Raw genomic sequence first — 21,686 nt, forward strand, 5'->3', positions numbered from 1 at the left:
TCGGAAATTCACTCCGTAATTACGGAGATCTTTTTGCGTTTTTCTCTGTAATTACGGAACGACTGCTTACCAATAAACCGTTAGGAAGAAGCACACCAGCGAAAACATCGGGAACAGCACCGGAAAATTCAGTCGTAACTGCGAAAATATCGGGTACAGCAGCAGAAAATGCTGGCACAATAGCGAAAACAACGGTCATAACAGCGAAAAACAGCAGCGCACTACCGCCAAACCCGGGGAACACTGCCGAAAAATTGTGGAACAGCAGCAAAACATTACATCGCAGCAGTGAAATATATGGGACACACCTCCGGTAAACGTTTGGCATAACAGCAAAACGTCCCGGATCATGCTGCGCCACACCGGCAACCGGCACGATTTTATGCTTCAAACAGGCCAATCCTAAAATCCCACATTGCATTTCAGGCTTCCATCAGGAAAATTGTGCAAAATTTTATTTCTTTATGCAAAAAATATATTTATTTTAAAGCCTATCACATGGAAATACTTGAATGGCAATAATGATACGCACGGCTATAATGGCAGATGCAGCGGCAATTGCGGAGCTATCGGGTCAATTGGGCTATGCCGCAAACCGGGATGCAATAAAGAACGTTTGACAGCGCTGATCCATCACGATGAACATTGTGTATATGTCGCCGTATTGGATGACATGGTCGCAGGCTGGATTCACGGATGTTATCTGTTGCGGGTAGAAACAGATCGCTTTGTAGAAATCGGCGGGCTGGTGGTTCATGAGGCATATCGCAACCGGGGCATCGGCAAAGAACTGGTAGAAACCGTCATCCGGTGGGCGGAAACCCGGCAATGCCGGCGCATTCGCGTGCGCTGTAACGTGATTCGCCGGGAAAGTCATCGTTTTTATGAGCGCATCGGGTTTATTGAAAACAAACAACAGAAAATATTTGACAAATTACTAATCGATGTTACACGGTGACAAAATTCGGTTCGCACATGTGCGAACCCTACAATAGCAGCGGTTTTATTCGTAGGGAACGCATACATGCGTTCCGCTATTACTTTGGCGTATCTCAGGATGCTGATTTCCTGACAAATATTATTTAATGCGTAACATCAATTATTAACTGATGTTACACAGTGAATCAAAATCAAAACAAACCAGCACCCTTCGATACGCGCTCTGCGCCACTCAGGATGCTAATTCGCTATCAGCGCGTTACATCAGTTACTAACTGGAATTGGGCAATAATATGAAACTTTGCATCGCACAAACAACAGCCGCTCCGGGTGATGTTGCCATCAACATCGCCAACCATTGCCGATGGATTGAACGGGCGATTGAGCATCACGCAGACCTGATTATTTTTCCGGAATTATCCCTCACCGGATACGAGCCTACCCTTGCCAAAACGCTGGCGACCCAACCGGATGATACCCGGTTCAATGATTTACAGGCATTGAGCAACCGGGGCACCATCACCATCGGGGTGGGTATGCCGATTCAGGCAGCAACCGGAATCACCATCAGCATGATTGTGTTTCAACCTGAAACACCTGTGGAGAATTATGCCAAGCAATTGTTACATGTTGATGAAAACCCCTATTTTGTGCGGGGATTCGGGCAATTGTTTCTGAATGTTGCGAATATGACGGTTGCACCGGCGATCTGTTATGAAGCTTTACAGCCCTGGCACACGAACACTGCGAAGCGCGCCATGCGGATGTTTATGCAGCGAGTGTGGCAAAATCCGCCAGTGGTGTTGCCAAAGCTGCCCGGTTGTATCCGGAAATAGCCAAAGCAAGCTCAATGATTGTTGCAATGGCAAACAGCACCGGACATTGCGATAATTTTACCAGCGCGGGACAGTCCGCCATCTGGAATCGCGAAGGCGTATTAAAAGGTCAGCTCGGCAAAACCGACGAAGGGCTGTTGATTTATGATACGGTTACGGATGCGCCGGCTGATACCGGTGGCGTAGTCATTAAAGCCCCTCTTCGAAGAGGGGTTTGGGGAGATGTGTCCAAATTTAAAAGGAACTCAAAAAGCAGTTTAGGATTGGCAACGCTGGTCTTCCTCTGAAGGAAGCTTTTGTTCGATCATTAAATATGCCAAAAAAATAAAAAACTCAGATAAGTGGAATTGGTTTTTGGCGAGTAAATAATGCAATGATTATTGCCGCCGCAATGTCGAATTATATCTTGAGTTTTCATTGTTTACACAATATATTCAGCGTAAGCTTAATTAAATAAAGATAACTTATAACCGGGATAAACGCAATACGTTTATTATCACGTTACCTGCAAGCAATTAGAGACAACGTAAATGACAAAAACTAAACTTTTAATACTGACATTTATTCTGACCTCAACAACAATGTTTGGGCAAAAATCAATTTTTTGGTGTAGATAAAGACATGAATAATTATAAAGGATGCTATCAAACTAGCACTTCTTTTGAATATACTTTTAGTGAAGAATTAGACAAACAGATTTCTGTAGGACTTGTAAAACAGAAACTTCTTATTATTTATTTAATCGTTTTTCAGTTGGTGGTCAACTATTTTTAGCCCATTACTGAAGAGGGAAAGATTTGCAAACAGGCAAACCTATAACTGCAATACTTTTGGTGGTGGCTTTTCGGGAGTGATGCGATGGGAACCTTATTTGTTGAGTATGGATTTGGAATGATTTTTACCTTAAAACCTTTTCCGCCATTAGGAACAACTTACAATGGCACCCCCAATTATGGGCTGGCAAAAACATTATCGAGAATTGAATGATAAAACACAATTAATATTTGGCTATCGGTGGCAACATTTTTCTAACGGAACAGGAATTGTCCCCACCAATCCTTCCTACAACGGCAACGGAATATTTTTAGGATTTAGATTTAAACCCAACAGAAAATGACGCAAAATTTTTTAAAAAATATTGGAAACTGAATTACCTTCCTATTTTATCGGCTTAAAATTTAGTTACTTGTTCTTGCTTACTTTCCCAAGTGTATTTTTTTGCATATAAAATTGAATACAAACAATGTACTTTTTATTCTGATAAACCAATTGACGATAATATTACATTTATCATAGATGATGCCATTGGCAGAATCTCAAAATCAGAACTCTATGATAGCATTTATTCATTTTAATATTTTTATTTTGCAATGATATTTAACGATTACAGTTTTTACACAAGGAATAAAAACGTTGGTGCTGAAACGCATTATCATTTAACAAGAAATTTTTTTTTAGACCTTGCGATATTGTCAATAATAAAATCATTCCTGCAAAAGAGTGGCATTTTGCCAATAATCCACATGCCTTTGCAGACCGACCACTATCCTATTATTTTGCTCACGAAATGACACATAAACTACAAATCATTTACACTGGAAGATTTGATTTTAGCAACCCGACTTGGCTAACGGAAGGATATGCAGATTATATTGCGAAAGACGGAAAATTTGACTTTAATGAAAATTTAAAACTTTGGCATGACAAAGCACCAGAACTCGACCCAACGAAAGGTTTATATAGACTTTATCATTTGGAAATAGCCTACCTCTTGGACAAACAGAATAAAACGATAAAGGAAATATATGAACATACACCAACGGACAAGATTTTAACGGAAGAATTATGGGCGATAAGATACAACTGATAAATATTTTGCCAGCAGGTAACAATGTATATAAAAAAATAGGCGAAACAGTGATAAATTCAAGACTTTTGGCTCGTACTGGGATTTTGTGCTTAACCGAAAGTTTCAGTGCTTCTAAAACGCCTACTTTTCATATACTAACTGCTGTGCCCCATTATTAGAAGAACCAACTCATAACAGTTACATTTGGATTTATCCGAAACACAAGTCAATGTTTCAGTACCAAAAGAATCTATTTTTTTGCCCACGCTTAACCTAAAACTTCAAACAGAATCGGAAATTGTATGTCTTGAAATATGATGCATTGGAATAAATATAAACAAGCCTCCCAAGCCAATTAATCCATCCAACATTTGCTTAAACAAGCAGAGTTTGAAAATGTCCTTCATAAAAGTTTACATCCGCTGTGTATGGAGCACAAAAAATCGATACCCCTTCTGAACTCAAGGGAATTGAGAACAGCGGTCTGGCATCATATCAGGAATATGCGAAGGAAAAGGGCATTTGTATCGATTTTATAAACGGATATTCAGACCATTGTCATTGTCTGGTTTCATCGGGTTTTGATCAAACCATTCAAAAACCATACAATTGATAAAAGGGAATCCTCTTTCTGGATAAACAAGAACAAGCTCACCAAACAGAAATTTGAATGGCAGGATGAATATTTTGCTGTATCAGTGTCCGAATCAATGATAGACAGGGTAAGAAATTATATAAAGCATCAGGAAGAACACCATAGCAAGAAAACATTTTCTGAAGAATATGAGCAATTTATCAGCAAATATGGATTTGAAAAATATCAATAAATAAAATATATCTATAGGAATGGGCTTCAGCCCATTCCATCCAAATAATAAAAATCAATAAATATCATAATGATTTTTTCTTCCTCCCTCAGCTAAAGCAGGAGGAGTGAAGCAGGAGGCAATTCAAAAGCAGGAGACATTTCAAAATAGATAATATTATCAATTGGAATGGGCTTTTTAGCCATTCCATTTAAATAAAAATCAACATCAACAGGGCTTTAGCTCATTCCATATATTGTTCGATCTATTAAACAATCCAAAAAAATTTCATGACACTCAGATTAGTGGAGCTGGTTTTTGGCGAGTCATTTGTGATAACCGATCATTGCCGGTATTGTCGAAGTATATCTTGAATTTACATTGTTTACTCAATATATTCAGCTTAAGGTTAATTAATTATGATAACCTAAATTAAAGCCTCAAGCTGCGCTTCATTAAAACTGACGATTAACCAATGATAAAATTATTTAGAAAATTCGCCAAAGCCTACTTTCCGATGGCAAAAATAAAGTATCTCAAGTATGCTGTTGGTGAAATTATTCTTGTCATTATTGGAATTCTAATAGCAGTATCTATTAATGATTGGAATGGAGACAGAAAGCTTAAGATAGAGCAACAATTCATTCTCAAAGACTTAAAGCAAGAGATGACGGAGAATCTGAAAGCATTAGAAACTGCTATTAAAGGAAACGAAAAATCGTTCCAAACTGCATTAAAAATTAGAGCCCTTTTAATGACGCAGAAGCTTTTAATAAAATGTCAGATAGTCTATTTTTTTGCATCGGTTGTAAAAATGAATTTTAACTATACCTATGATCCGCAATATGGGATACTTAATTCTATTATTTCCTCTGGACAGATAAACCGGCTTTCGATAAAAAGAGCTCAAATATTTATTAGCTTCCATAAAGGAATTGACAATAGATGCTTTAGAAGACGTATTGAAAATAGAAGCTCAAAGAGATGAATTGATGAAATCATCTTTTAATCATGCATATTTAATTGAGGACAATATGATTAAAGGATATGATATAAAGTTGCTTTATTCTTATCCGAATTCAGATGGGCAGTTGAACATCTTTTATAATGTTCGAAAAAATGGTTTAGAAGAAGAAAAAAATTGATGACAACCTTAGAACACATTATTGAATTAATAGATCAGAATATTGAAATATAACGATAGCACAACAATGTATATAATGGTCATGTCCAGCAAAAGCTGATCATGCCATATAAACTAAATTGTTATGCCCCCGTTATTAGAAGAACCAACGCAAAATAGTCACAATTGGATTTGTCCGAACCACAAGTCAATGCTTCGCAAGAACCAAAAGAATCTATTTTTTGCCCATGCTTAACCGGTAACAGAATTGATTTGCTTCAAAACAGAATCAGAAATTGTATGTCTTGAAATATGATATATTGGAATACATATAAACAACATTCTAATAAGGCAGAATCACCTCATGAATTACACCATCCGGCTGGAAACAGAAAACGATTACCATGCCGTTGAGGCATTAACCCGGAAGCCTTCTGGAATTTATACAAACCGGGTTGCGATGAACACTATCTGGTGCATACCATCCGCAACAGTCCGGATATCATCCGGGACCTGAATTATGTGGTTGAACATGAGGGTCAGATCATCGGCTATATTTTATATATACCGTTTCGCAGGTGAGCAACGAAGCGGGAAAAACGATCCGCACGGCAACCTTTGGTCCGGTATGTGTTCACCCGGATTTCCAGCGGAAGGGCATCGGCACGGCGCTCATCAACCATACCAAAAATATCGTTATTGAAAAAGGTTTTCCGGCAATCATCATCCTGGGCGATCCGCATAATTACTGCGTTCACGGGTTTAAAACCGGCAGGGATTACCATGTCGGCAATGCCGAAGGAAAATATCCGCTGGGCTTGCTGGTGCTGGAACTGGAAAAAGGTGTGTTCGACGGTCATCGCTGGACGTTTAAGGAAAGCGACGATTATAATATCGAGTTCAGTCCGGTAGAAGAATACGACCGGCGCTTCCCGCCAAAGGAAAAACGCTACCAGCACAGCCAGATGCTGTATGAGATGTTGATCCGGGCGGTGCTGGAATAGGTTTTTGGGTCACGGAAGCCAAATTGCACGGAGCAATATGTCACCTTTCCCAACAAAAACAGGTTATTCGGATAAGGTAATGTTGTTCACATCCGCAAATGCCGCGAGAATCCCCCACCCGCCAAATCTCTCGGAAACAGCAAACAAGATTGTATTTTCACCTTTGTGGAGCTTCAGGTAAAGCTCGTCAAACAAGCCGATAGTGCCCAAATACCGGTAATCACGAGAAAGATACCTGTTGGTTCCGCCATATGTTAATGTACCGTTTACATAAACTTTTACATCATCGCTGTAACCGAACCGCAACTGTTTAATCTGATCTTTTTCAGATTGAATCACCAGCTTGCAAAATACAGTATTTTTTTCCCGCGTATACGCCTGAACCCTGGATAGATTCGTAATTCCGGTGACCTCGCTGTTTAACCTGGTCCAATGGAGATGTTTTAGCGCGTTATCATTCAACTGGTATGTGTCAGCCAGCCATTCGGATTCAACAATTTCGGAAACCAGCCAATGTTTCACAACGCCATCCGGTGCAATTTCCGGTGCAACCGGCTTCGATTTGAGCACGGGCTTTTCTATCGATTGATAGCTGAAATCGGCAAAATAAGCCGGCGCAAATCCGGAGCCCGCAGTAATGCCTAACGTTCCCGTGGCTGCTTCTCGTTTTAATTCAGGGATAAACAATGCGGGCGTTTCCATATCCATGAAGTACACTTCAGCCTGCTGACCGGATACCACAATTTTAATGTGCATCCATTCGTTGAAGGTGTAATTAACCGGCGCAGAGTACCGTTCCCCGTGATACAACTGCCAGGCACTGCCGCCGTTGATGATGGGCGTATATTGGTTGGCATCCGGCATACCGGATAAATGCGGACGGATGTAAAACTCTTCACTATTTTTTCGGTCCACAACCCGCCACTGCACGCCCATAAAACCGCGTTCGCCGGTCACGGCAATATCAAATTCGATGATGCCGTTGAGAAATTGGGCATCTTTCAGATATGCGCCACCATCTTTGATAAAAACACCTTTTTTGCCAAAGTAGGTGCCGGTTTCAAAGGTTTCCGCAGTAACATCCCATTGCGGCGAATCAAACGGAATCGTTTGTGCAAAAGCGATTAGCGGAAACCCGATGATCAGTAATCCAATGATAAAGCGATTGCTGAACAACTGCCGGTAAATGATCGTTTTTTTCATGGTTATCCTCAAGTTTTTATGCTGTTTGAGTGCGTTCATTTGCTGAGTTCTTTGATATATTCTGTCCCATTTGACACACACGCTGAAGTTGCCTTTTCGACGCAGGAATGACATACAAAAAGCTTGTGCGTTTGCATACTACATGCTAAATACGACGCACAACTGCAGAATAATCAATCACAGATAAATAGTATTGTAAAAATGGGACATCTGTTCAACCGTGTTGAAATAGCGCATCAGTTTGGTGGGTTTTACATCAGCGTAGATTTTTTCTGGTGAGGTTCCGGTAAAGGTCTTTACTTTTTTGATAAAATGGGATTGGTCGTAATAACCGCAAGTTTCGGCAATATCTGCCCAGTGATACCCTTTTCGTTTGAGGTATAAGGCTTTTTGAAAACGGATAATCTCGGCAAATTGTTTGGGACTGAGTCCGGTAGCCAGGCTAAAACGTCTTTGCAAATGCCTGCGGCTAATGTTCAATTCTTTGGCAATCCCGGTCAATTGAACATTGCCGAGCCTTTGGTTGATCAACTTCGCGAATTTGCAGCCAAAATGATCAACCGGGTTTTCCGGCAGATTGTTAATGAGAAAATCCTCTATCAGTTTGATACGATCTTCGTTTGTATTTGAATCAACAATTTTTTCGTGAAGTTCACGGATTACTTTGTGCCCAAAGACCAGTCCCAAATCGATGGATTTATCGGTGAATTCATAAAAAGGGATATTGATAAACGGGGCTATTCCCCAGGGATAGAAGCTGAAAATGATCAATCCGGTTTTACCCGTTGCTGAAACGTGAAGCGGTTTTGTCATTTGTCCATGCAAAACGCACATCGGGATTTTTTCACTACCACCATTTGAATGTGTCACAAACGGTTCACGGAAGTAAAACAGCATATCGGATCTTGTAGTGGGAATTATCCGGGTTGGCTGCCAGTTGGGATCATATGTTAAATCTTCCTGAATCCATATAGATTCAACATATGGTTTTAAGACTTCTGCGGGTTGTAATTTCCAATAACTCATCACATTACCATTGTTTATCGTGTGTTAAACGGATTTTTTTTCAAAAAGTTATCGATTTTGCAATTCGTGTCACTAATTACTGTTGTATATTTAGTCATCATTTTCAAATCCCAAAGACAAGGAGCATCATGAAAAATCTGCTGGTATTAATGATTATAAGCTTGAGCATCACTTTATCCATCGCTCAGGATTCAGATTTCGTCCGTGCCCGTAAAATGTTGGATCAAATAGATAATGGCATTAAATATTTGAAAACCGGCGACGTACCTACATACAATCAATTATCCGCCAAATTAACCGATACCAGACAGTTGCTGGAATCAACCCAATCAAAAGATCATGAAGAATATGGCACGTTGGTTAATCGCTGGAATGCTTCAAGGGAAAAATTGATTGAAATAGCTAACATCTGGCAAAACCAACCGGCACAACAACAAAACACCCAACAATCCCAGCAAACAACCACACAGCCGAAAGCGAATCCGGCACAAACCCAACGGTCTGCTTCGCCCCAGAACAGCTCCCAAATCTATCAATCGATTATCAGTAAATATCAGGTGCAAAATCGTCCCGATTTGTCAATTGACGCTTCTCCTCAAGAAGCCGGTGCATGGGCACAACAAATGAAACATTTGGGTACGGAGCAGATAGATACAGACACCAAAACGGTGGAAGCTGAATTTGCCGCCGGCAGACTGAATTCACAGGATCGCAACCGTTTTTACCAATGGGTGCATAATAATTGGAAAAACCAGATCGAGCAGCAAATTACTCGGGTCCGGCAGGCATTTGACAGCGAAATTGAAATGGCTATAGAGCAGGCAGATTTCATCAACAATGCAGATGAAAATGATCAGAACAGAATTTTGAATATCGGTAACGATGTACCCTATAATGACAAAAAGGCTACTTTGCGAAATGGCAAAACGTTTTTGGAAAAGGTTATCGCGTATGATGAAGGTGCGGGAATAGCGGATTCACAATTACGGGAAATGCAACGCCAAAAGATAACATCGGCCGAAACTCGTTTGGAGATGTTTAAATCAAAAGCAGCGAGCTTAAACAAAGAAATAGCTGCCCGTCCTAAACCTCAAAAAAAGCCATCAACCAGTCAAAAACTTTGGCTGGATGGGTCTCAGTTTTGTGAAATCACCAAAAAGGGTGAAGTTTGGATGAGCGGTAATTACGTCGGATTTATCGAAGCGAATGGTAAAATTTGGGCACATGGCAACCGGGTTGGTTCTCTGGAATCCAACGGCGATGTGTGGCATAACGGCAATCATGTAGGTACGATCACTGCAAAAGGTGAAGTGTGGAAACGAGGCAGCCAGGTTGGGCTGATTACACCAAAAGGTGAAGTTTGGATCGGTAGTTCTTCACGAGGCACAGTTGAAGGTATCGGTGATTGGCGAAGAGCAGCCATTGTTTATTATTTTGACTTTTTTAAGTGAACAATTCAACAATGCAAAAGCTTTTATGTGTAAATGATTAATGATTCCGCTTAAATAAACCATATTTTTCATCGCAGCCAATCGGCAAATTCCTTCCGGAATTTCTGCATTTTGGGAGCGATCACAAATGAGCAGTAGCCCTGCCGGGGATTGCGGTTATAATAATCCTGATGATAGCTTTCAGCCGGATAAAACACGTCCAATGGAACGATCTCCGTAACAATCGGGTCGTTCCACAATCCGGATGCATCGGTTTCCGCTTTGGAAACTTCGGCAATACTGCGCTGTTCTTCGTTATGAACCATGATGGTTGAGCGATACTGTGTGCCAACATCCGCACCCTGGCGATTCAGGGTTGTCGGGTCGTGGACATGCCAGAATACAGTCAGCAATTGATCGTAGCTGATAACGGCCGGATCAAAGGCAATCTGGATCACTTCCGCATGTCCGGTTGTTCCGCTGCAAATTTGCTCATATGTAGGATTTGGAATCTTCCCACCGGCATAACCGGACACAACTTTCTCCACACCTTTTAATTCCAGAAACACGGCTTCCACACACCAGAAACAGCCACCGCCGAATGTTGCTAATGCTTTATTGCTATTGTTCATTGCTTTCTCCTGTTTTCATTCTGTCTGCTCTAAAGTTAATGAAAAAGGATGAAAAAGGATAAAGGATAAAAGATAAAGGATAAAAAGTAGTAGCTGAGTCCTTCGCCCCATCGATAAACTCAGGGCGGCGCAGGCTCAGGATTAACGGCACCGAAACCAGCGCTATTCTGGAAATAACCGGATAGCCACAAAACCGCTGCAAAAAACGAAAATGTGGCATGATTTCATCAGAAAATATGCCAAATAAAGGATAGTCAACATTATGTTTTTGTGAATCTTATAGCGAACAGTATCTATTTGGTATTAACTTTGTATAGTCCACCGATCTTATGTTGGATTTGGGAAATAGCTAAATACGAATAAACATTGCAGTTAAAAACAGAAAGGGGCAAACCATGAATTTTGGCATTCCTAAAGAGGTGCGCCCGTTTGAATACCGGGTGGGATTAACACCGGCGGCCGTTCGCTCGCTGGTTAGAAATGGTCATACCGTGTATTTCGAACACAATGCCGGATTAAAAGCCGGATTCACCGATCAGGAATACGAAACGGCAGGCGGAAAGCTGGTTTACACAGCTTCAGAAGCATATGGACGTGCAGATGTTTTGGTTAAAGTTTCACGACCGACAGAAGATGAATATCGATTTTTTAATCACCAGCAGGCTATCGTCAGTTTCCTGAACCTGGCTGTCGCTTCCGAAGATTTGCTGGAACAGTTGGCAACATCAGAAATAACCGCCATCGCCTGCGAAACGATCGAAACCAACGATAACAAATTGACCGTGTTACAGGCATTGAGCGAAATTACCGGACGCATGTCGCCGGTGATCGCCGGAGATTTGCTAGGCAGCTTTAAAGGCGGTCGCGGTATTTTGTTGAGCGGCATTCCCGGTATCGCGCCGGCATCGGTTGTCATCATCGGTGCGGGTGTACTCGGCTGCAACTCGGCGCGGGCGTTCCGCGATCTGGGTGCGGATGTCACATTACTGGATAACGACCTGATGGCATTGCGCCGGGTGGATCGGTTGTTCGATGCCAAGTTGCCAACCATGTATGCCAACGCACACAATATCGAGAAAGCTGTAAAATTTGCCGATGTGCTGGTAACAACCGCAGCAAGCGCCGGCGAAAAAGCACCGGTGCTGATCACCCGTCAAATGCTGAAAAGCATGAAATCGCGGGCAATCATTCTGGACTTTGCCATTAACAGCGGCGGCAATGTGGAAACGAGCCGTCCCACCACGTTAGCAGATCCTTCTTTTGTGGAAGAAGGTATCATTCACTATTGCGTGCCCAACGTGCCATCACGGGTATCGCGCACCAGCAGCTACGCGCTCTCGAATGCGCTGATTCCATATCTGTTGCAGATGGGCGAATTGGGTATCGACGCAGCTATCCGCAATAACGCGGAGCTTAAACGTGGCGTTAACACATTCCAGGGAAAATTGTCTCACGCAGGCGTTGCGGAGGCACTGAAAAAAGATCTTGAGGTGAAATTATGAGTTGGATGAAGTTATATCAGGAACGGTTAACTTCCGCGGAGGAAGCTGCCCGCAAAATTGTGTCGGACAGCCGGGTGTATCTGGGCGGTGGTGTGGGCGCGCCGCAAACGGTCATCGATGCACTGGTAAAACGCGCACCGGAACTGCGCAATGTGGAATTGATTCACATCCTGCACTTCGGCAAAGCCGAATATGTGAAGCCGGAATATGCCCAGAGTTTCCGGCACAACGCGATGTTTATCGGACACAACGTCCGCAGCGCGGTGCAGCAGGGTCATGCAGATTTTACACCGGTGTTTTTATCGGAAATTCCGTCGCTGTTTCGCGACGGCCATGTGCCGCTGGATATCGCAATTGTTCAGGTTTCGCCGCCGGATGAACACGGGTTTTGTTCGCTGGGCGCAGAAGTGGGTTGCACCAAAGGCGCTGCGGAACATGCCAAATTCACAATCGCAGAAGTGAACAAACAGGTGCCACGCACCCTCGGCGATAGTTTTTTGCACGTCCGCAACCTGGATATGATTGTGGTCAGCGATTATCCGCTGCCGGAAGCATCGCAGGGCGGCGCATCCGAAACGTTGCAGCAGATCGGGAAAATTATCGCGAATCTGATACCCAACGGCGCAACATTGCAAATGGGTATCGGCAGTATTCCGGATGCCGTGTTGAACAATTTGCACAATCATAAAGATCTGGGTATTCACTCCGAGTTGTTCTCGGACGGCGTTGTCGATCTGATTGAAGCCGGCATTATCAACGGTGCGAAAAAGACGCTGCACCCCGGAAAAGTGATTGCCGGATTTATTCTTGGCTCCAAACGGCTGTATGATTATGTGGATAACAACCCGATTATCGAATTGCACCCGACGGATTATGTGAATGATCCGTTTATCATCGCGCAAAATGATAACATGATCAGCATCAACAGCGCCATCGAAGTGGATTTGACCGGACAGGTTGCAGCAGATTCGATCGGCACCCGTTTTTACAGCGGTGTCGGCGGTCAGCTGGATTTTGTGCGCGGGGCATCGCGCTCGAAAGGCGGCAAACCGTTTATCGCGCTGCCGTCCACAGCCAAAAATGGCGAACTCAGCCGCATTGTGCCGATGCTAAAACCCGGCTCCGGCGTGACCACCACCCGTAACGATGCGCCGATTATCGTTACCGAATACGGCTATGTGGAAACCTTCGGCAAAACCATCCGCCAGCGGGCAAAAGCGTTGATTGAGATTGCCGCACCGGAATTCCGGGAAGAACTCACCCAAAAAGCCCGTGAGCTAAATTATTTGTAAACAAGCTGATAGCAGCAACAAAAAAAGGCGTTCGTTTGAACGCCTTTTGTATTTTGGGTCATTTAACTCGTTTTCAGGGTTTGAATATAATTACGTGATAACACTGATGGCGCAGAACGAAATTCTGCAATCTCCCGAACACAACAGCATTTTCAAACATATTTCATTAATGATCAACATCAGAAATTCTGCACTTACACCGCTTCTTCTTCCAGTACATCAGCCAGCGTTTGCATGTAACACGATACATCACCGGGATCATTTTTGCGAAGATAATTCCCGTTTTCAATGCGGGACAGCACTCGTTTATCAGACAGGTTCTCCAGATGAATCACATCGTCATAATTAAACCCGACTTCGCGCAACGCGAGAAAAAGGTTTTCCGCCCGGCTGCCAGTGCCGTCACAAATATCTTTGGCGTATTCTGTCCACTCGTCCAGATCAAATTCCACAGCGCGGGCAATTTCCTTATCGCTCATTTTGGTGACGGTTTGCACCAAATGTCCGCAGTTGCAGCGCGCCATATGTCCCCATTCGTAATTGGCGCCATTGCTTAACTTGGTTGCTGTTTCCCGCAATGCATTAATCAAATCTGATTTATGTGTTGCCATTGCTTACCTCCGTTTGTTGCCGGATATCTCTTTTTACAAAGAAATATAATAATGAGAGATTGTTGAGAAATCAAACAGCATCTGTTTTGCATGAAAAATTTTTGTAACTGCTCACCGCTATCTGATTTTATTTCTTTTTTCTTTTGCGAAAAGCCGGTGTTTTCAATATCATAATCGCGACAAAAAAAAAGGAGATCAGCATGTCTTTGACATTTGGGGAATATTATCCGGAGGTAAAAGCGGAATTCCGTTTTGAGGTGGATGCGGTGTTGTTTTCGGAGCAGAGCCAGTTCCAGAAAATCGAGGTTGTGCAATCCAAAGGTTTTGGAAGAATGCTGCTTATCGATGGATTTGTGATGCTCACCGATCGCGATGAATTCGTATATCACGAAATGATTTCGCATACGCCGTTATTTGTTCACCCGAATCCCAAAAATGTGCTGGTTATCGGCGGTGGCGACGGCGGCACCGTTCGCGAATGTTTGCGGCACCCGAATGTGGCGCATGTGGATTTGGTGGACATTGACGAGTTGGTAACAAAAGCCTGTGTCGAGTTTTTTCCGGCAATTGCCGGAAAACTGGATGATCCGCGGGTGAGCTGTTTTTTTGAGGATGGCGTGGCGTTTGTCAAGCGTAAATCCAACGCATACGATCTGATCATCGTTGATTCGACTGATCCGATCAGCGTTGGCGAAGGGCTGTTCTCCCGGGAATTTTACCGCGATTGTTTTAACGCGCTGAAGTCCGATGGCATTCTGGTAAACCAGAGTGAATCACCGGCGTGGTTGCCGAAAATCGTTAAAAATATTCAGGTTAAGCTGCGCGATATCTTTCCGCAATTTCATTTTTATCATGCGAGCATCCCCACTTATCCGTCCGGTCACTGGGCGTTCGGGTTTGCTGCAAAAACACTGCATCCGTTGAATAATTTCGATCAACAGCGCTACGATCAATTGAATCTCGATTTTAATTATTATAATGACGGGATTCACCGGGCATCGTTTGTATTGCCAACGTTTTTCAGAAAGTTGTTGGATGAATAATCGGACAGGCATTTCGTGCATGAATCGCCGCTACTAATTGGTTAACAACGTTATTTATTCACCAATACAGCAATTGCGGACATCACCTCGCGTTGGTATTCGCCGCCGCCGGGGCGATTGAGCAACACGCCATCCGCAATCATCGTGGATGAGCCGCCGCCGTCGAGATTCAGCGCTTCGTATGCGCCCAAATCCTGCATCATCATGGCAAGTTCGTCCAGGCTAACGCCACGGCTTTCCGGCTGACGGCCGTCCACCACCAGCAAAAATAATTTGCCATCTTTCGAATATCCGGCGGCCGTTCGCGGATGCACCAACGGAATGGACGTTCCGAAAAATACTTCAGCATCGGAAGTCACCTGCTTTTCACCATCTTCGATGAGCATCGGTCCGGCGCCGATGGCATCGCGCATTTGCCAGCGCTTACCGCTCTCCGGGTCAGGTTCTGCCGCGGCAGTTTCGGGCGTGTTTGCCAGCGGTTCATCCCAGGCGAACAATTCCCCGTTTTCCGTGCGCACCCATGCAATGTCCATTTTCCCAGTCGCGGCAAATCCGATCGCAGCGCGGGCAGTGGGAAAACGCACATTTTCCCGGGAAACGGAACGGGTTGCAGGCTCAATCACACTGCCGTCAATCGCCAGCAATCCCACATGTCCGGCAGGCGTTTTGTTCATCGTGAAATAGCCGCCGTTTACGGCAACCGGCGCGTTCAGCCGTGAAGCAAAATCTGCGGTCGATTCGCGGTTATCCGATGTATCGCCGGAAAGCACCACGCGGGTTTGGATGTGCGGCTGTTTTGTATCGATTTCCGCAAGCCAGGCTTTCAGCGGCATTTCGGCATTTTGTCCGGCAAATACCCGAATACCTTCCGGCAAGCGGTTTTTCAGCGAATCGATTTCCTGCCAATTCATGGGAATTTGCGCTACCGGCGCGGGCTTTTCCGTTTCGCAACCGAATAACAGAATAGCACCAACAAACACTATTGCTTTGGATAAATTCATTATTTCTCACATTTTATTGCTGAGTTGTTTCGTCCAGTCCGCCACTTCCAACGCTACATTTTTGAGCACTTCGGGATAGTGAACGCCCTGCCGCACCAATACTTTGAATGAGTGATCGCCGCCTTCCACCCATTCCAACCGGGCAAATTCGCGGATATCGCTGAGCACATCCTGCAGCAAATCCATCCGGGCAAAAGGATCGCGAGTGCCCTGAATAAAGAGCATCGGCTTGCGCAGCATGTTCAGATATTCATCGCGGCGATGCTCAAATTTTCCCGGCGGATGCAACGGATAACCCAAAAACACCACCCCGCGCACATCCTCAAATTCACGTCCGACAGTTGCGGCAACCCGCCCGCCCATGCTTTTTCCGCCGATAAACAGTTGCGAATAATCGCAATTTTCCTGTGTCCAGCGGATAACCGCGCGCCAGGCTTCTTCCAACACCGGACCGCGATCGGGCATTTTCCTTCCCGCAGTGAAATACGGAAAATTGAATCGCACCACAGACACCCGGTTTTCGGTTAAATGTCCGGCAATGGTTTCCATAAAACCGGAGTGCATATCGTTCCCGGCGCCGTGCGCTAAAATAAGCAGCGGTTGTCCGGGATCGGGATTTTCGGGCGCAAGAATCTCTATTTCACGCGAATCGTCAATTGGTAGCCGCATCGGTTGTTCCTGTTTTTTATGGGTTTATCCGTTCTCGATCTAATGAAATGAAGTTCAGCCAGCAAATCAGGTGAGCCAACCGGGCTCAATGGAGCAAAATCATTTTGCGAATTTGAACAAATTCATTGGCACGAAGTTCGTAAAAATAAATGCCGCTCGGCATTGTCTCGCCGTAATCGTTCACCCCTTCCCAGGTCACCCGATATTCGCCGGGCGCCAACGTTTCATCGACCAAAACCTGCACTGCCTGACCGAGCATGTTATACACCGTGAGCAAGCTTTTGGCGCTTTTCGCAAGGTGAAAAGTGATGGTTGTGCTGGGGTTAAACGGGTTTGGATAATTTTGCAATAATGCGAATTTTTCCGGTGCAACGCCCGGTTCGCCGGTGCGCGAAAGCTCGCTGCCCACATGCAGCCGCAGCGGCAAAAGGGTCAGCGGCTGCAGCGGATCGTTGCTGTGTAACTCCAGAATAAACGGGTAGTTACCGGACGGCAGGTTTTTGGTAACAACCACCAGTTGTTGCTGTTTCGATTCACCGGGATGCAGCCCGGCAGAACGTTGTTTGATGCGGAATCCCGCACGCGGCTGCAGCGCAATTTGGGTGCCCGCACGGAGATCCGCCTCCGGTTTGCCCAACGTTGCGCCGGGCGTACGGATCGACATTTCATCGGTTAATTCGCCGAGCACCGGGTAATAAAAAATCATTTCCCCGTTGGCGCTGAGCAGCGCTTTCAGTTGAAACGGACCGTTGCCGTTGCCATCAAATAACGCCTGCCACTCGAGTAATAAATGTTCGGGCAGCGAACGAAAATAAACATCGAACGGTGCGGCAATCGACCAATCGCCGGAAAGCAATTGAAATTGACGGGGCGGATTGTCCGGATTATTGTGATGACCGGCGAGCTCAAATTGTCCGCCCGGAAAAATATTGAGCTGGTGAAAATGCACCCGGTCGATCGAAAACGGGAAAGGCAGTTGCAAATCAACCGGCGTTTCCGGAGCGGCTTCGCTAAACTGAAGCGGCTGCGGCAACACCTCCAGCAAGCGCGATCCCGGCTCGGTTTCGCCATCTGCAAGTTGTTGAAAATGCCAGAGATAGCCGCTGGCATCCAGAAACTCGGAGACGGGAAATTCCAGCGCATCGCGATCGATAGCGAGCGTGGCAACAACCGAAAGCTCCCCTTTCCCACTGTTGGAAATTTGCCAACCGACTTCCAGCGAATCCGTTCCGGTGAGATAAATATTCAACGAATCGGTCGAACGCAACGCCAGCGACGGCGCAGGATTTCCGGTGCCCAATAGCGGCACCAGTTTTCGCGGCTGGCGCGGATCGCTGTTGAGAATTATCAACGTATCGCGATGCTCGGTTGTCGACGCAGGTGTAAACGCAACCATCAGCGGAACGCTTTCACCCGGCGGAATCTTGAATTGGCTGGACGGCACCTGAAACGCCGCTGTCCGGGTTTGCAACTGAAAAATATTCAACGTGTCCGAACCGCCGTTGCGCAACTGCAGTTTGGATTCATTTCTGATATTCACAAACGGATCGTCAAATGTGACCGATGCTGCCGTTTGCAGCCGCCCGCCATCGCGCAGATCAACCGAAATGATGTGATCCCACTGCTGATTTTCGATGGAAACGCGGATCAACAGCGGCAGCTTTCGCCGGTTTACCGGACGATCTTCCGCAAATAGCCGCACACCGGACACCCGTTTTTCTTCCCCCGGCAACAGCGCATCGACAGTAATTTCCGGATGGACAACCTGAATTTGTTCGTCATCGCAAATCACACGAATACGAATGTTACGCGCCTCGTTGCCGCCGTTGTTTTTGAGATGAACATCCACATTCACCCATTCGCCGCTTTCCCAAACGCCGTTAAAATTGCTCAACGTATCCACAAAACTGACGCCAACCGGTACCGGAAACGCCGCCATTTCTGGATTATTGCAGGCTTCCACCGCATCCAGGTCGAACCCGGCATTGGCAACACCGGCAAAGCCGTCGCCGTCATCTTCGATTCGCACAAACCGGAATGACTTTATTTTGTTCGCAGCCAAATCGAACGTTGCGGAGCCGCGTCCGTTGCCAAGTTTTTGCCATTCACCGGTCATTTCGGCAGCCACATAAACGGCGTAACCTTCCGGCGTCAAATCGCCTTCGGAAATTTTCAGATCATCACCGGGCAAATCGAAAATCGTTTCGCCCATGTCCAGCACTATCCAACCTTTTCGCCCGAGCGAATAAAATCGCCGGTCCGGCGCACCCAAAACGTGATATGTGATGCCGTCATCCGAAAAATTATTGCCGGGCACCCGGCAACTAAGCACCTGCCAGGCAAATTTTCCATCAGCCGGCTCCAGCGAAACATTCACTGCCGTGCTGCCGGTGTCCGGAACGGTGATGTTTTTCATAATTTTATCGCGATAGCCGTTTGCCGTAATCCGCAGCGTGTAGTTTCCCGGCTGCACCATTTTGTGGAAATCGCCGATCAGCGGATCGCTGTACACCGGCCAAAATTCCTGTTTCTCGTTGCGCAGCCAAAGCATCGCGGAAACGCTTTTTCCGGTTTTGGCATCGCGAATCGTTCCGTGCAAACCGGTTCCGGCGGACTTAATGAGATACAGCATCGCCGGACGATTGCTGCGGTAAATGTCCCGAACTTTTTCCAGCGAGGGCGATTTGTTATCGGAAATTTCCAACGTCCAGCTCAGCGAGCCGCGAATTCCGTAATAGCTGTCTTTCGCGGTGCCGTTTACCGGATACAACTGGTCGAACCCACTCCCGTAGGTTAACGACGGATAGCGGGATGATTTGGCATAGCCATCCGCCAGTGCGATCATCACCTGCTGATCCGGCGATTGTCCCGGGCGATAACTCCACGGCAGCGAAATCACTTCCATTCCCGCATGAACGGATTGCGCAACCACAAATTGATGCCCCAAAAACCAACTGAGTAGCGCCCGCGTTTCGGGCTGGGAAAACGGGGTTGCGCTATCGCCCCAGCCATCCCACATGTATCCCCAATCTCGGTTGATATCGACATCATTTTTATTGCGGCGATCCAGCATTTGCCGGCCGTCGGGATTGGCGAACGGGAAAATCCAGATTTCGCGACTGTTCACGAGACGGGTCACTTCGTCGTCATTGCCGTATGAATGGCAGAGATCGCGGATCAGCCGCATCAAAATTTCTGCGCTGATGATTTCATCCCCGTGATAACATCCGTCGAATGCGACTTCCGCCTCCGGTTCGTCCAGCGTAACGTTATCGCTGATTTTTACGGCGAACAGGGCACGTTTTTCTACGCTCCAGCCGTAAATTTCTTTTTTGATAATTTTGGGAAATTGGCGGCACAAACTATCAACCAGCGCGACACCGCGATTGTAATCGTAATAGCCGAGAATAGCGGGATTTTGGCGCTGCATCTCGGCATATGCCAGCATATCCGGAATGAGAATTTCCGGGCGGAAACCAATGGCAATCAAACGGTCATATTCATCGGGAGTGACGTAAAGGTAAATATGCGGCAGGTTAACTTCTTCGACATCGATACCAAGTCCGGTGATTTTGCGAATATCGTCTGCCGCAGCCGCCGTAATTTTGATGCGCATTTCGTTGGGTCGCCAATTGCCCAAAAGGCTGGCGGAAATGACCATCAACCAACACAACAAATGTGCGAAACGGAGGCGCTTCATTCAAATTCTCCGGGAAATCCCTTGACCAACAGATTTGTTATTGAAAATAACTGAAACTAAAAATAATCTTTCGCTCGATTTCCGGGATGACAAATATCAAAATTGGCATTGCAAAAGCGGTGATTTTCGCTTGGAAAATGCCACCCAGCTTGAGCAAAGCATTCAACAAAACCCTCCCGGCACAATCTGACAGACGAGGCTGCAAGCGTCCAAAATAACCATAAAACAGATTTGCACAAAGGGTAAAATAGGGAAATTTTTGAAAATCAAAAAGGAATGAGTTGCCACGGAATGCGGTAGCGATTGACGCGCAGATCGTTCAGCGCTGCGATTTCATCGGCGGGCAAATCGCGGATGTCGCCCAATTGCAACGCGGCGTGAACAGATTTGGCGGTGTGTTCCAGCATTTCCTGTTTGCGAAACGCCTCGTCCAAAGTCGCGCCGACGGTCAGGCTGCCGTGGCGATCCAGTAGTAAAAAATCGGTGCGCTCGATAAACGGACGAATCGATTCCGGCACAGCATCCGTCGACGGGCGGGCGTATGGCGCGGTGGGCACTTTGCCCATCAACACCACATTTTCGGCGAGAACCGGGCGATCCAGCCCGATGCCGGCGAGCATCAGCGCAATGCAAATCGGCGGGTGCGCATGAATCACCGCCTGCGCATCCGGTCGCCGGCGATAAACTTCCAGATGCATTTTTATTTCCGAAGACGCCCGTCGTTCCCCGGAAATGTGATTGCCGTCCGGATCGATTATCACCAGATCATCTGCAGCCATTTTGCCTTTGCACAATCCGGTTGGCGTTGCCAGAATCCGCTGCGCATCCAGCCGCACGCTGAAGTTGCCTTCCGCCGCCGCAATCAACGATTTTTCGTATAATTGTTTGCCGGTTTCGATCATTTCCCGGCGAAGCTGGTTTTCGTTCATCTTCTGTTTTTCTTTTTTTTGCCGCGAAGATCGCGAAGATCGCGAAGGTTGAACTGCCTACGAAAAATACGAAAAAACACGAAAATGATTT

Annotated in this window: 18 protein-coding genes and 3 pseudogenes; 11 read left to right on the forward strand and 10 right to left on the reverse strand. The window is 45.7% G+C overall.

Annotation, left to right across the window (positions count from 1 at the left end; all coding sequences use genetic code 11):
• Positions 1-19: 19 nt before the first annotated feature.
• Entirely contained in the window at positions 20-376 is a 357-nt protein-coding gene (locus tag H6629_18105) for a hypothetical protein (GenBank protein MCB9069701.1), read from the reverse strand.
• A 132-nt stretch (positions 377-508) separates the two neighbouring features.
• Between H6629_18105 and H6629_18110 the strand changes: the two genes are divergently transcribed.
• The 7 genes and pseudogenes from H6629_18110 (at position 509) to H6629_18140 (ending at position 6,557) form a co-directional block, all read left to right on the forward strand.
• Positions 509-958 carry a GNAT family N-acetyltransferase gene (locus tag H6629_18110; protein MCB9069702.1) on the forward strand — a complete coding sequence of 150 codons (450 nt, stop codon included), beginning with the start codon at positions 509-511 and terminating at the stop codon, positions 956-958.
• A gap of 274 nt (positions 959-1,232) precedes the next feature.
• A pseudogene (locus H6629_18115) lies at positions 1,233-2,062 on the forward strand (carbon-nitrogen hydrolase family protein).
• 650 nt (positions 2,063-2,712) lie between these two features.
• Positions 2,713-2,892: a hypothetical protein gene (locus H6629_18120; protein MCB9069703.1), complete on the forward strand. Its 180-nt coding sequence runs from the start codon at positions 2,713-2,715 to the stop codon at positions 2,890-2,892.
• Between the two features lie 450 nt (positions 2,893-3,342).
• Positions 3,343-3,642, forward strand: a complete 300-nt coding sequence (locus tag H6629_18125) for a hypothetical protein (GenBank protein MCB9069704.1) — start codon at positions 3,343-3,345, stop codon at positions 3,640-3,642.
• 378 nt (positions 3,643-4,020) lie between these two features.
• Positions 4,021-4,451 (forward strand): annotated as a pseudogene (locus tag H6629_18130) (transposase).
• A 454-nt stretch (positions 4,452-4,905) separates the two neighbouring features.
• The gene (locus tag H6629_18135) at positions 4,906-5,418 is read left to right on the forward strand and encodes a hypothetical protein (protein MCB9069705.1); all 513 of its coding nucleotides are present in this window, start codon (positions 4,906-4,908) and stop codon (positions 5,416-5,418) included.
• Positions 5,419-5,917: 499 nt separating this feature from the next.
• A pseudogene (locus H6629_18140) lies at positions 5,918-6,557 on the forward strand (N-acetyltransferase).
• A 63-nt stretch (positions 6,558-6,620) separates the two neighbouring features.
• Here H6629_18140 and H6629_18145 read toward each other — a convergent pair.
• Both H6629_18145 and H6629_18150 read right to left on the reverse strand, forming a co-directional pair.
• Entirely contained in the window at positions 6,621-7,760 is a 1,140-nt protein-coding gene (locus H6629_18145) for a hypothetical protein (GenBank protein ID MCB9069706.1), read from the reverse strand.
• Between the two features lie 177 nt (positions 7,761-7,937).
• Positions 7,938-8,786, reverse strand: coding sequence for an AraC family transcriptional regulator (locus H6629_18150; protein ID MCB9069707.1), 849 nt, complete (start codon positions 8,784-8,786; stop codon positions 7,938-7,940).
• A gap of 128 nt (positions 8,787-8,914) precedes the next feature.
• On the opposite strand from H6629_18150, the gene H6629_18155 reads away from it, so the two are divergent.
• Positions 8,915-10,237, forward strand: coding sequence for a hypothetical protein (locus H6629_18155; protein MCB9069708.1), 1,323 nt, complete (start codon positions 8,915-8,917; stop codon positions 10,235-10,237).
• A gap of 68 nt (positions 10,238-10,305) precedes the next feature.
• Here the strand turns inward: H6629_18155 and msrA are convergent, their stop codons facing one another.
• On the reverse strand, positions 10,306-10,848 hold the full coding sequence (msrA, locus tag H6629_18160; GenBank protein ID MCB9069709.1) for a peptide-methionine (S)-S-oxide reductase MsrA: 543 nt from the start codon (positions 10,846-10,848) through the stop codon (positions 10,306-10,308).
• On the reverse strand, positions 10,838-11,068 hold the full coding sequence (locus H6629_18165) for a hypothetical protein (protein MCB9069710.1): 231 nt from the start codon (positions 11,066-11,068) through the stop codon (positions 10,838-10,840). Before H6629_18165 ends, msrA begins: the two co-directional genes overlap by 11 nt.
• 175 nt (positions 11,069-11,243) lie before the next feature.
• Here H6629_18165 and H6629_18170 point away from each other — a divergent pair, with 175 nt between their 5' ends.
• Together H6629_18170 and H6629_18175 are read left to right on the forward strand one after the other, a co-directional pair.
• Complete coding sequence (locus H6629_18170) at positions 11,244-12,350, forward strand: alanine dehydrogenase (protein ID MCB9069711.1); 1,107 nt, start codon at positions 11,244-11,246, stop codon at positions 12,348-12,350.
• A gap of 5 nt (positions 12,351-12,355) precedes the next feature.
• Complete coding sequence (locus H6629_18175) at positions 12,356-13,642, forward strand: acetyl-CoA hydrolase/transferase family protein (protein MCB9069712.1); 1,287 nt, start codon at positions 12,356-12,358, stop codon at positions 13,640-13,642.
• A 194-nt stretch (positions 13,643-13,836) separates the two neighbouring features.
• Here H6629_18175 and H6629_18180 read toward each other — a convergent pair whose 3' ends face one another.
• Positions 13,837-14,253 (reverse strand): hypothetical protein, encoded by a 417-nt coding sequence (locus H6629_18180; GenBank protein MCB9069713.1) that lies wholly within the window; start codon positions 14,251-14,253, stop codon positions 13,837-13,839.
• 200 nt (positions 14,254-14,453) lie between these two features.
• On the opposite strand from H6629_18180, the gene speE reads away from it, so the two are divergent.
• On the forward strand, positions 14,454-15,296 hold the full coding sequence (gene speE, locus H6629_18185) for a polyamine aminopropyltransferase (protein MCB9069714.1): 843 nt from the start codon (positions 14,454-14,456) through the stop codon (positions 15,294-15,296).
• Between the two features lie 50 nt (positions 15,297-15,346).
• Here speE and H6629_18190 read toward each other — a convergent pair whose 3' ends face one another.
• The 4 genes from H6629_18190 to H6629_18205 form a co-directional block, all read right to left on the reverse strand.
• Entirely contained in the window at positions 15,347-16,297 is a 951-nt protein-coding gene (locus H6629_18190) for a phosphodiester glycosidase family protein (protein MCB9069715.1), read from the reverse strand.
• Positions 16,298-16,303: 6 nt separating this feature from the next.
• Positions 16,304-16,966: an alpha/beta fold hydrolase gene (locus H6629_18195; GenBank protein MCB9069716.1), complete on the reverse strand. Its 663-nt coding sequence runs from the start codon at positions 16,964-16,966 to the stop codon at positions 16,304-16,306.
• Between the two features lie 85 nt (positions 16,967-17,051).
• Positions 17,052-20,666: a T9SS type A sorting domain-containing protein gene (locus H6629_18200; GenBank protein ID MCB9069717.1), complete on the reverse strand. Its 3,615-nt coding sequence runs from the start codon at positions 20,664-20,666 to the stop codon at positions 17,052-17,054.
• Between the two features lie 266 nt (positions 20,667-20,932).
• Entirely contained in the window at positions 20,933-21,595 is a 663-nt protein-coding gene (locus H6629_18205) for a class II aldolase/adducin family protein (GenBank protein MCB9069718.1), read from the reverse strand.
• Between the last annotated feature and the right edge of the window lie 91 nt (positions 21,596-21,686).

The sequence above is a fragment of the Calditrichia bacterium genome (genome assembly GCA_020634975.1).
GTDB lineage: Bacteria > Calditrichota > Calditrichia > RBG-13-44-9 > J075 > JACKAQ01.

Excerpts from the sequence above, each read along its gene's own strand:
- msrA (MCB9069709.1), bottom strand. The coding sequence starts at position 10,848 with ATGAACAATAGCAATAAAGCATTAGCAACATTCGGCGGTGGCTGTTTC.
- H6629_18200 (MCB9069717.1), bottom strand. The coding sequence starts at position 20,666 with ATGAAGCGCCTCCGTTTCGCACATTTGTTGTGTTGGTTGATGGTCATT.
- H6629_18145 (MCB9069706.1), bottom strand. The coding sequence starts at position 7,760 with ATGAAAAAAACGATCATTTACCGGCAGTTGTTCAGCAATCGCTTTATC.
- H6629_18150 (MCB9069707.1), bottom strand. The coding sequence starts at position 8,786 with ATGAGTTATTGGAAATTACAACCCGCAGAAGTCTTAAAACCATATGTT.
- H6629_18135 (MCB9069705.1), top strand. The coding sequence starts at position 4,906 with ATGATAAAATTATTTAGAAAATTCGCCAAAGCCTACTTTCCGATGGCA.
- H6629_18190 (MCB9069715.1), bottom strand. The coding sequence starts at position 16,297 with ATGAATTTATCCAAAGCAATAGTGTTTGTTGGTGCTATTCTGTTATTC.
- H6629_18155 (MCB9069708.1), top strand. The coding sequence starts at position 8,915 with ATGAAAAATCTGCTGGTATTAATGATTATAAGCTTGAGCATCACTTTA.
- H6629_18175 (MCB9069712.1), top strand. The coding sequence starts at position 12,356 with ATGAAGTTATATCAGGAACGGTTAACTTCCGCGGAGGAAGCTGCCCGC.
- H6629_18165 (MCB9069710.1), bottom strand. The coding sequence starts at position 11,068 with ATGCCACATTTTCGTTTTTTGCAGCGGTTTTGTGGCTATCCGGTTATT.
- H6629_18205 (MCB9069718.1), bottom strand. The coding sequence starts at position 21,595 with ATGAACGAAAACCAGCTTCGCCGGGAAATGATCGAAACCGGCAAACAA.
- speE (MCB9069714.1), top strand. The coding sequence starts at position 14,454 with ATGTCTTTGACATTTGGGGAATATTATCCGGAGGTAAAAGCGGAATTC.
- H6629_18125 (MCB9069704.1), top strand. The coding sequence starts at position 3,343 with ATGACACATAAACTACAAATCATTTACACTGGAAGATTTGATTTTAGC.
- H6629_18195 (MCB9069716.1), bottom strand. The coding sequence starts at position 16,966 with ATGCGGCTACCAATTGACGATTCGCGTGAAATAGAGATTCTTGCGCCC.
- H6629_18120 (MCB9069703.1), top strand. The coding sequence starts at position 2,713 with ATGGCACCCCCAATTATGGGCTGGCAAAAACATTATCGAGAATTGAAT.
- H6629_18180 (MCB9069713.1), bottom strand. The coding sequence starts at position 14,253 with ATGGCAACACATAAATCAGATTTGATTAATGCATTGCGGGAAACAGCA.
- H6629_18170 (MCB9069711.1), top strand. The coding sequence starts at position 11,244 with ATGAATTTTGGCATTCCTAAAGAGGTGCGCCCGTTTGAATACCGGGTG.